General features: G+C 65.9%; 9 protein-coding genes. 8 read left to right on the top strand and 1 reads right to left on the bottom strand.

All coding sequences use genetic code 11. The features are described 5' to 3' along the window. Positions 1 to 916: tripartite tricarboxylate transporter substrate-binding protein (locus N5K27_RS20710; protein ID WP_279818460.1), on the bottom strand; the 916-nt coding region annotated here is incomplete at its 3' end. 141 nt (positions 917 to 1,057) lie between these two features. On the opposite strand from N5K27_RS20710, the gene N5K27_RS20705 reads away from it, so the two are divergent. The 8 genes from N5K27_RS20705 (at position 1,058) to N5K27_RS20670 (ending at position 6,466) form a co-directional block, all read left to right on the top strand. Then, positions 1,058 to 1,987 (top strand): LysR family transcriptional regulator, encoded by a 930-nt coding sequence (locus N5K27_RS20705; RefSeq protein ID WP_279818458.1) that lies wholly within the window; start codon positions 1,058 to 1,060, stop codon positions 1,985 to 1,987. A gap of 72 nt (positions 1,988 to 2,059) precedes the next feature. Then, positions 2,060 to 2,461, top strand: a complete 402-nt coding sequence (locus tag N5K27_RS20700; protein WP_087841182.1) for a RidA family protein — start codon at positions 2,060 to 2,062, stop codon at positions 2,459 to 2,461. A gap of 2 nt (positions 2,462 to 2,463) precedes the next feature. Next, positions 2,464 to 3,420: a tripartite tricarboxylate transporter substrate binding protein gene (locus N5K27_RS20695; RefSeq protein WP_087841183.1), complete on the top strand. Its 957-nt coding sequence runs from the start codon at positions 2,464 to 2,466 to the stop codon at positions 3,418 to 3,420. 63 nt (positions 3,421 to 3,483) lie between these two features. Continuing rightward, entirely contained in the window at positions 3,484 to 4,170 is a 687-nt protein-coding gene (locus N5K27_RS20690) for a GntR family transcriptional regulator (protein WP_279818456.1), read from the top strand. A gap of 76 nt (positions 4,171 to 4,246) precedes the next feature. Then, entirely contained in the window at positions 4,247 to 4,507 is a 261-nt protein-coding gene (locus N5K27_RS20685) for an AbrB/MazE/SpoVT family DNA-binding domain-containing protein (protein WP_087841185.1), read from the top strand. Beyond that, entirely contained in the window at positions 4,504 to 4,899 is a 396-nt protein-coding gene (locus tag N5K27_RS20680; protein ID WP_087841186.1) for a type II toxin-antitoxin system VapC family toxin, read from the top strand. Before N5K27_RS20685 ends, N5K27_RS20680 begins: the two co-directional genes overlap by 4 nt. A 22-nt stretch (positions 4,900 to 4,921) precedes the next feature. Beyond that, the gene (locus tag N5K27_RS20675) at positions 4,922 to 5,614 is read left to right on the top strand and encodes a PAS domain S-box protein (protein ID WP_087841187.1); all 693 of its coding nucleotides are present in this window, start codon (positions 4,922 to 4,924) and stop codon (positions 5,612 to 5,614) included. Between the two features lie 111 nt (positions 5,615 to 5,725). Beyond that, positions 5,726 to 6,466: a DUF3348 domain-containing protein gene (locus tag N5K27_RS20670; RefSeq protein WP_279818454.1), complete on the top strand. Its 741-nt coding sequence runs from the start codon at positions 5,726 to 5,728 to the stop codon at positions 6,464 to 6,466. Positions 6,467 to 6,472 lie beyond the last annotated feature (6 nt).

Here is a 6,472-nt window from a genome sequence, read left to right as displayed (position 1 = left end):
CCTGTTTGATGAAGGCGGAGAAGTCGCGCGGATTGACATAGACGACTTCGATGCCGTTGTCCGCCAGGCGCTTGCGGACCCCGGCGGCCGAGAATCCGCGTTTGATGGCGGCGGAGATCTTGTCGACGATGGGCGATGGCGTGTCTCGTGGCGCGAGCACGCCGTACCAGGTGGTCACGACCATGTCGGGCAGGCCGACTTCGACCGCCGACGGGGTGTCGGGCAGCAGGGGCTGGCGTTCCCGGGTCAGCACGAACATGGCTTTGAGTTGCTGGCCCTTGATGAGCGGCACGGAGCTGGGCAGGCCGTTGATCACCATGTCGATCTGTCCGCCCACCGCCGAGGTCACCGCCTGCGAGGCGCCCTGGTAGGGGACGTGCAGGATGTCGGTGCCGGTCAATGCCTTGAATTTCTCGAAGGCAAGGTGGTTGGATGATCCGGCGCCGCCGGAGCCGTAGCTGAACCGGCCCGGATGGGCGGTTAGCCGTGCGCGCAGGGCGGAAAAGTCGTCCTGGCCGAATTTCTGTGGATTGACCACGAATACGTTGGGCACCTCGGCGACCATGGCCACGGGTGCCAGATCGGCCAAGGGGTCGAAGCGCAGGCTCTGGTTGATGGCGGGGGTAATCGTCAGTGTGGGCGAGGTCAGCAGCAGGGTATAACCGTCGGGCTGGGACTTGGCGACGTGTTCCATGGCGATGCGTCCGCCGGCGCCGGACTTGTTTTCCACCACGACGGGCTGGCCCAGTTCCTGTGTCAGCCGCTCGGCCAGCATCTGGCCGACGACGAAGGTGGCGCCGGTGGGGAAGGGCAAGATCAGCTTGACGGACTTGGCCGGGTAGCTGTTGGTATCTCTGGCGGCCGCAAGCGTGGAACAGGCCGTCAACAGGGCGCCCAGCATCCATATCGATTTCATCGCTGTCTCCTGTTCTGGTGTTGGGCAGGGATGCTACGCGCCGTCGGACGGGGTGTCGGCGGGGCGGCGCTTATGAAGAAAATAAGCCGTGCCTAATGGGCGCAAGCCCGGGACGGAGCTTGTTCATTACGGGGAGTTCGTATGCATCCGTTGGCCAATGTCGATTTCCGCAGCTTGCAGATTTTCCTGACGTTGATGGCCGAACGCGGCGTGACGGCCACATCGCTGGTGGTGGGCGTCTCGCAGCCGGCCATCACGCAGGCGCTGAACAAGCTGCGCAAGACCTTCGGCGATCCGCTGCTGGTGCGCAGTCCGCAAGGCATGCAGCCGACGGAAAAGGCGTTGGCCCTGGAGCGCGAGATCAGGCGTTTCCTGGAGGAGGTCGCGCATATCCAGGCCTCGCAGCAGGATTTCGACCCTTCGCGCGAGCAGCGCGAGGTGGTGCTGACCGCCCCGGAGTACCTGGAGCAGTTGCTGCTGCCGACCATCGCCACGGTGCTGCGGCGCGATGCGCCGAGCGTCGCGTTGAGCATACGTTCGCCCGACCAGCGGCGCATCGATGCGCTGCTGGCCGCGGGCGACGTGGACTTCCGGCTGGGGTGGGTGCGCGATCCCCAGCCCTCGGTGCGGGCGATGCCGTTGTTCGATGACGACGTGGTGGTGATCGGCGGGCCCAGCAACCGGGCGCTGGCCGCGCCGTTGGCACTGCCGGCCTACGTGGCCTTGCCGCACGTGCGGCTGCTGGGAAGCGGCCGTACCACCTCGGGCCGGGTGATCGACGAGTTCATCAAGCAGCATGGCCAGAGTCTGGCGGTCTGCATCCATGCCCAAGGGTTGATGGCACTGCTCGGCACGCTGATGGTGTCCGATGCCGTCGCCACGGTGCCGCGTCGCATGGCGCTGAAGATACAGGAGGCATTTCCGGTGCGGATGGTTGATTTCCCGGGCCGTTTGCCGCGTGTCAGCAATGCCTTGTACTGGCACGAGCGTACCCAGCGCAGCGCCTTCCACCAGTGGTTCCGGGGAGTGATCGGCCAGGCGGCCAGGCATGCCGCTGCGACATATGCATGACCGGGTAGCGGTGGCTGGGTTTTTGTGGAATGATTGTGAAATATCACAAATATTTCACAAGGAGTGCCCTTCATGCCACGCAAGCAGCGCATCACCACCCCCCACGTCGCCGAAGCCGCCCCCGGCCTTTGGTCCAACTGCCTGCAAGTGGGCGACACTCTCTACCTGTCGGGCCTGACCTCTCGCGCCAACGACGGCGAAACCATCCAGGGCAGCGACGAGTACGAGCAATCGCAGTTCATCTTCGCCAAGATCAAGCATCTGGTGGAAGCGGCGGGCGGCAAGATCGACGACGTGGTCACGCTGACGGTGTTCGTGACGCGCATGTCGGGCAACCAGGGGGTGTGGAAGGCGCGCCGCGAGTTTTTCACGGGCGATTTTCCGGCCTGCGCGCTGGTCGAGGTGAAGGGGCTGGCCAAGCCGGAAATCCTGGTCGAGATCCAGGGCCAGGCCAGACTGGGCGCGGGGGGCTGATCATGAAGAAACTCGTGTTGGGTCTGGCGTTGTCGTTGGCATCCACTGCCCCGATGGCGCAGTCGTTTCCCTCGCAGCCGCTGACGCTGATCGTGCCCTATGCCGCGGGCGGATCGTCCGATGCCCTGGCACGCGCGCTGGCCCAGGTGGTGGGCAAAGCGGCGGGAGTGTCGGTGGTGGTGGAGAATCGTCCCGGCGGCGGCACCGTCATCGGCACGCAGGCGCTGCTGGCCAAGCCGGCGGATGGGCAGACTGTGCTGATGATGGCGGCGAGCTTCGTCATCAATCCCTATCTGATCAAGAACCTGCCGTTCGATACGCGCAAGGATTTCCAGCCGGTGACGGCGCTGGCCTCGAATCCGCATGTGTTGGTGGTCTCGTCCAAGGTGCCCGCCCAGGACCTGAAGGGGTTCATCGACTGGACGAAGGCGCAGCAGGGCAAGGCGAGTTTTTCGTCCTTCGGCAATGGCTCGTCGGGCCACCTGGGCTTCGAGCTGTTCAAGCAGCGCGCGGGCGTGGAGATGCTGCACGTGCCTTACAAGGGCTCGGCGCCGGCCACGATGGCGGTGCTGTCGGGCGAGGTGGACGCGACGCTGGGCGACGTGGGCGTGGTGGCGCCGCACATCGCGGCGGGCAAGCTGAAGGCGCTGGCGGTGTCGGGGGCGAGCCGCTCGGCCGCGCTGCCCGGGGTGCCGACTTTCGCCCAGGCCGGATTGGAGGGGTTCTCGTCGGAAACCTGGATGGGCCTGCTGACCCGCGCCGGCGTGGCGCAGGACCGGGTGGAACGTCTGCATGACCTGTTCGCCCAGGCCTTGAAGGACCCGGAGGTGCAGAAGACGCTGCAGCAGCAAGGCATGGAGGCCAAGCCCTCGGCCCCGGCCGAGTTCGCGCGTTTCCTGCAGCAGCAGTCGGACCAGTACCGCGTGGCGGTGGAGAAGGCGGGACTCAAGCCGGAATGAGCCGAGGCGGGGCGCCCGCGAGGCTACAATCGCGGGCGCACTTGCCACGCTTCATCCATCCGCATGCCCAGACCTTCGAAGACCTCGCGTATTGCCGCCGCCCGCGACGGCGATGAACATGCCGGTGGCTCGCCCTCGCTGGGCGAGCAGGCCTACGTGGCGGTCAAGCGGATGATCCTGTCGCACGAGCTGCGGCCGGGCGAGCACGTCAATGTCGCGCAGTTGTGCCAGCGGCTGGGCCTGGGCCGCAGTCCCATCCACCTGGCCACGCACCGGCTGGCGCGCGAGGGGCTGGTGGAGATCCTTCCGCGCAAGGGGCTGCTGGTGAAGGCCGAGACCCTGGACGGTTTCCTGGAACTGATCGCGGCGCGGCAGTTGATCGAGCCTTTCCTGACGGGGCTGGCGGTGGATCGCATGCGTCCGGAGATCGTGGAGCAGTTGCAGGAACTGGTGGACGCCGGCTGGGAACGCTACCGCCAGAAGGACCACGCGGGCGGCATGGAGGTCGACCGGCGTTTCCATCATTTGTTGTACGACACGGCGGACAACCGCACCTTGTCGGATTTCGCGGCGCTGTTGCTCGATCGTTCCATGCTGCTGTGGTTCCGCCCCAAGGTGGATGCGGGCGAGCGCGCGAACGTGGCGGAGCTGGAGGATCTGCTGGACTGCATCCGGCGCGGCGACCGCGACGGGGCCGTGCGGACGATGGAAGCGCACGTGGGGTCGATCCGGCAGAAGTACCTGGGTTGAGTTCTCCGACTACCTTCCATTTATCTTTCATGTAATGCAAAATTGCATTACAATGACCGGGTAATGGAGGTAAGCCATGAGCATATTGACCGTGACCGCCCGGGGCCAAGTCACCTTCCGGAAGGAAGTCTTGCAACACCTTGGGATCAAGCCGGGCGACAAGATCGAACTGGATCTGCTGCCGGATAATCGGGCCTCCTTGAAAGCCGCGGAGCGGAAAGGATCCTTCCGGGAATTGCGCGGCATCCTGAAAGGCAAGACCAACGGCGCCAAGCTAAGCATCGAGGACATCAACGATGCGATAGCGGAAGGTGCCATGAAGGCCGATGGGCAATGAAAGTTACCGCCGACACGAACATCATCCTTCGCAGCATCGTTGACGATGACGAAGCCCAAACGACCCGGGCCATCGAGCTACTGGAAACCGCTGACATGGTGGCGGTGAGCCTCCAGACGCTGTGCGAAGTCGTTTGGGTGTTGCGCGGTCGGTATGAGGTGGACCGCGCGGATATCGCCGTGGCGATCCGCGCGCTTTTGAGCACGAACAACGTCGTTGTCAATCGTCCTGCGGCCGAGGCCGGCCTGGCGTTGCTGGAGGCCGGCGGCGATTTTGCCGATGGGGTAATTGCCTATGACGGAACGTGGCTCGGCGCGGAAACCTTTGTGTCGTTCGACAAGAAGGCGGTGTCTCTGCTAACAAAGCAGGGGTATTCTGCAAAGCTGCTTTGACGAACCATTGCCCGAATGACCCATGGCCAAGCTGCCGCCCGCCGAAGTCCTGGACCTGCTGCTCGATGCCATCTGCGTCGTGGACCATGACGGCCGTTTCCTGTCGATCACGGGGGCGGGCGAGAGCATCTTCGGCTACAAGCCCGAGGAAATGCTGGGCCGCCGCATGATCGAGTTCGTCCATCCCGATGACCGCGCCCGCACGCTGCAGGCGGTCCAGCGCATCGAGGCCGGCTATCTCCAGCGCTATTTCGAAAACCGCTATGTCCGCAAGGACGGCAGCGTGGCCCACATCATGTGGTCGGCGCGGCTGTCGGACGACAAGACGCATCGCGTGGCGGTGGCGCGCGACATTTCCGCCCGCGACGAGGTACTGCCGGACGAGCGCCTGAAGCCGGCGGCGGCAGGGGAGACATGGCGGCTTTCCTCGGCGCCGCCCAGCCTTACCCCGCCCGGATTCGGGCCGATCCCGCTATCGGCGCAGGACTACAAGGTGCTGCGCGCCCTGGCCAACGGCACCGGCGAGTGCGTGACGCGCAAGGCCATCGTGCAGGCGCTGGACGAGAACTTCCTGGACTACGACCAGCGCCGCCTGGATACGCAGATGCGCCGTCTGCGGCGCAAGGTGGAACAGGCGTGCGGGCTGGAATTGCCGGTGTCGACGGTGCGCAGCCAGGGGTTCAAGGTCTACCGGAAGATCGAAGTGGCCGACTAGGGCCTGTTCCCGCTCTGTCAATGCAGATGTAACCACTTCTGTTCCCGTTGCCCCAGGCGGTTTGCCGGGCGGCCGGCCGTGTAAACTTCCGGCTTTTGCCCGTCCGGTCCCATGGCGCACATGTCCGGGCGCACAGGCGCCAGCGGTCCGGCTTTCGTCCGCCTGCTTGCCCGCCTGGCGCACGCCCACGTTCCCACCCCCCGGCAGCCGCTTGCCGACCGGCTGAGCCTGTGGCTCGGCTGGACCGATGCCATCGCGCTGTCCGCGGTGCTGAGCGGCAACGCGAAAGCGGCGTCCGCCAGCACGCCTGCCTGCGATACGGCCGCGCGGGAGGACTGCGTGCGGGTGCGGGACGAACTGGCCCAGGCCATCGAGCAGGACAGGGTGCTGCGCCCGGTGCGCAGCCGCCATCGTCGCGATCCGGCGCTTCTGGTCGATCCGGACGACGACACCGATTTTTCCCGCTACCGCCAGCGCTACCTGGCCAAGCAGCAGCAGATGGAGACCGGCATCGCGGCCCTGCGCGGCCGGTTGCGCGCCATGCTGGCCGCCGGGTCGCCCGACATGGCGCGGCTGGCGGCCGTGGACGCCGTCATGGAGCGGGTGCTGGGCACGCAGGAGCGCAACCTGTTGGCCTCGGTGCCCGGCCTGCTGGAAGGCCATTTCCTGCGCCTGCGCAAGGCGGGCCGGGATCCCGCCGAGAAGACGCAGGAGGCCGGCGCGCCGGCCAGCAACGATCCCGGCCCCTGGCTGGACACCTTCCGCGCGGACATGCGGGGCGTCCTGCTGGCCGAACTGGATTTCCGATTTCAACCGGTCGAGGGGCTGCTGGCGGCCCTTCGCGCAAGCTGATTCGTC

It is taken from the genome of Pigmentiphaga sp. GD03639, from assembly GCF_029845405.1.
Lineage (GTDB): Bacteria > Pseudomonadota > Gammaproteobacteria > Burkholderiales > Burkholderiaceae_B > Pigmentiphaga > Pigmentiphaga daeguensis.
The sequence above is the reverse complement of the archived record's forward strand: the minus strand, read 5'-3'. Positions and strand labels throughout refer to the sequence as shown.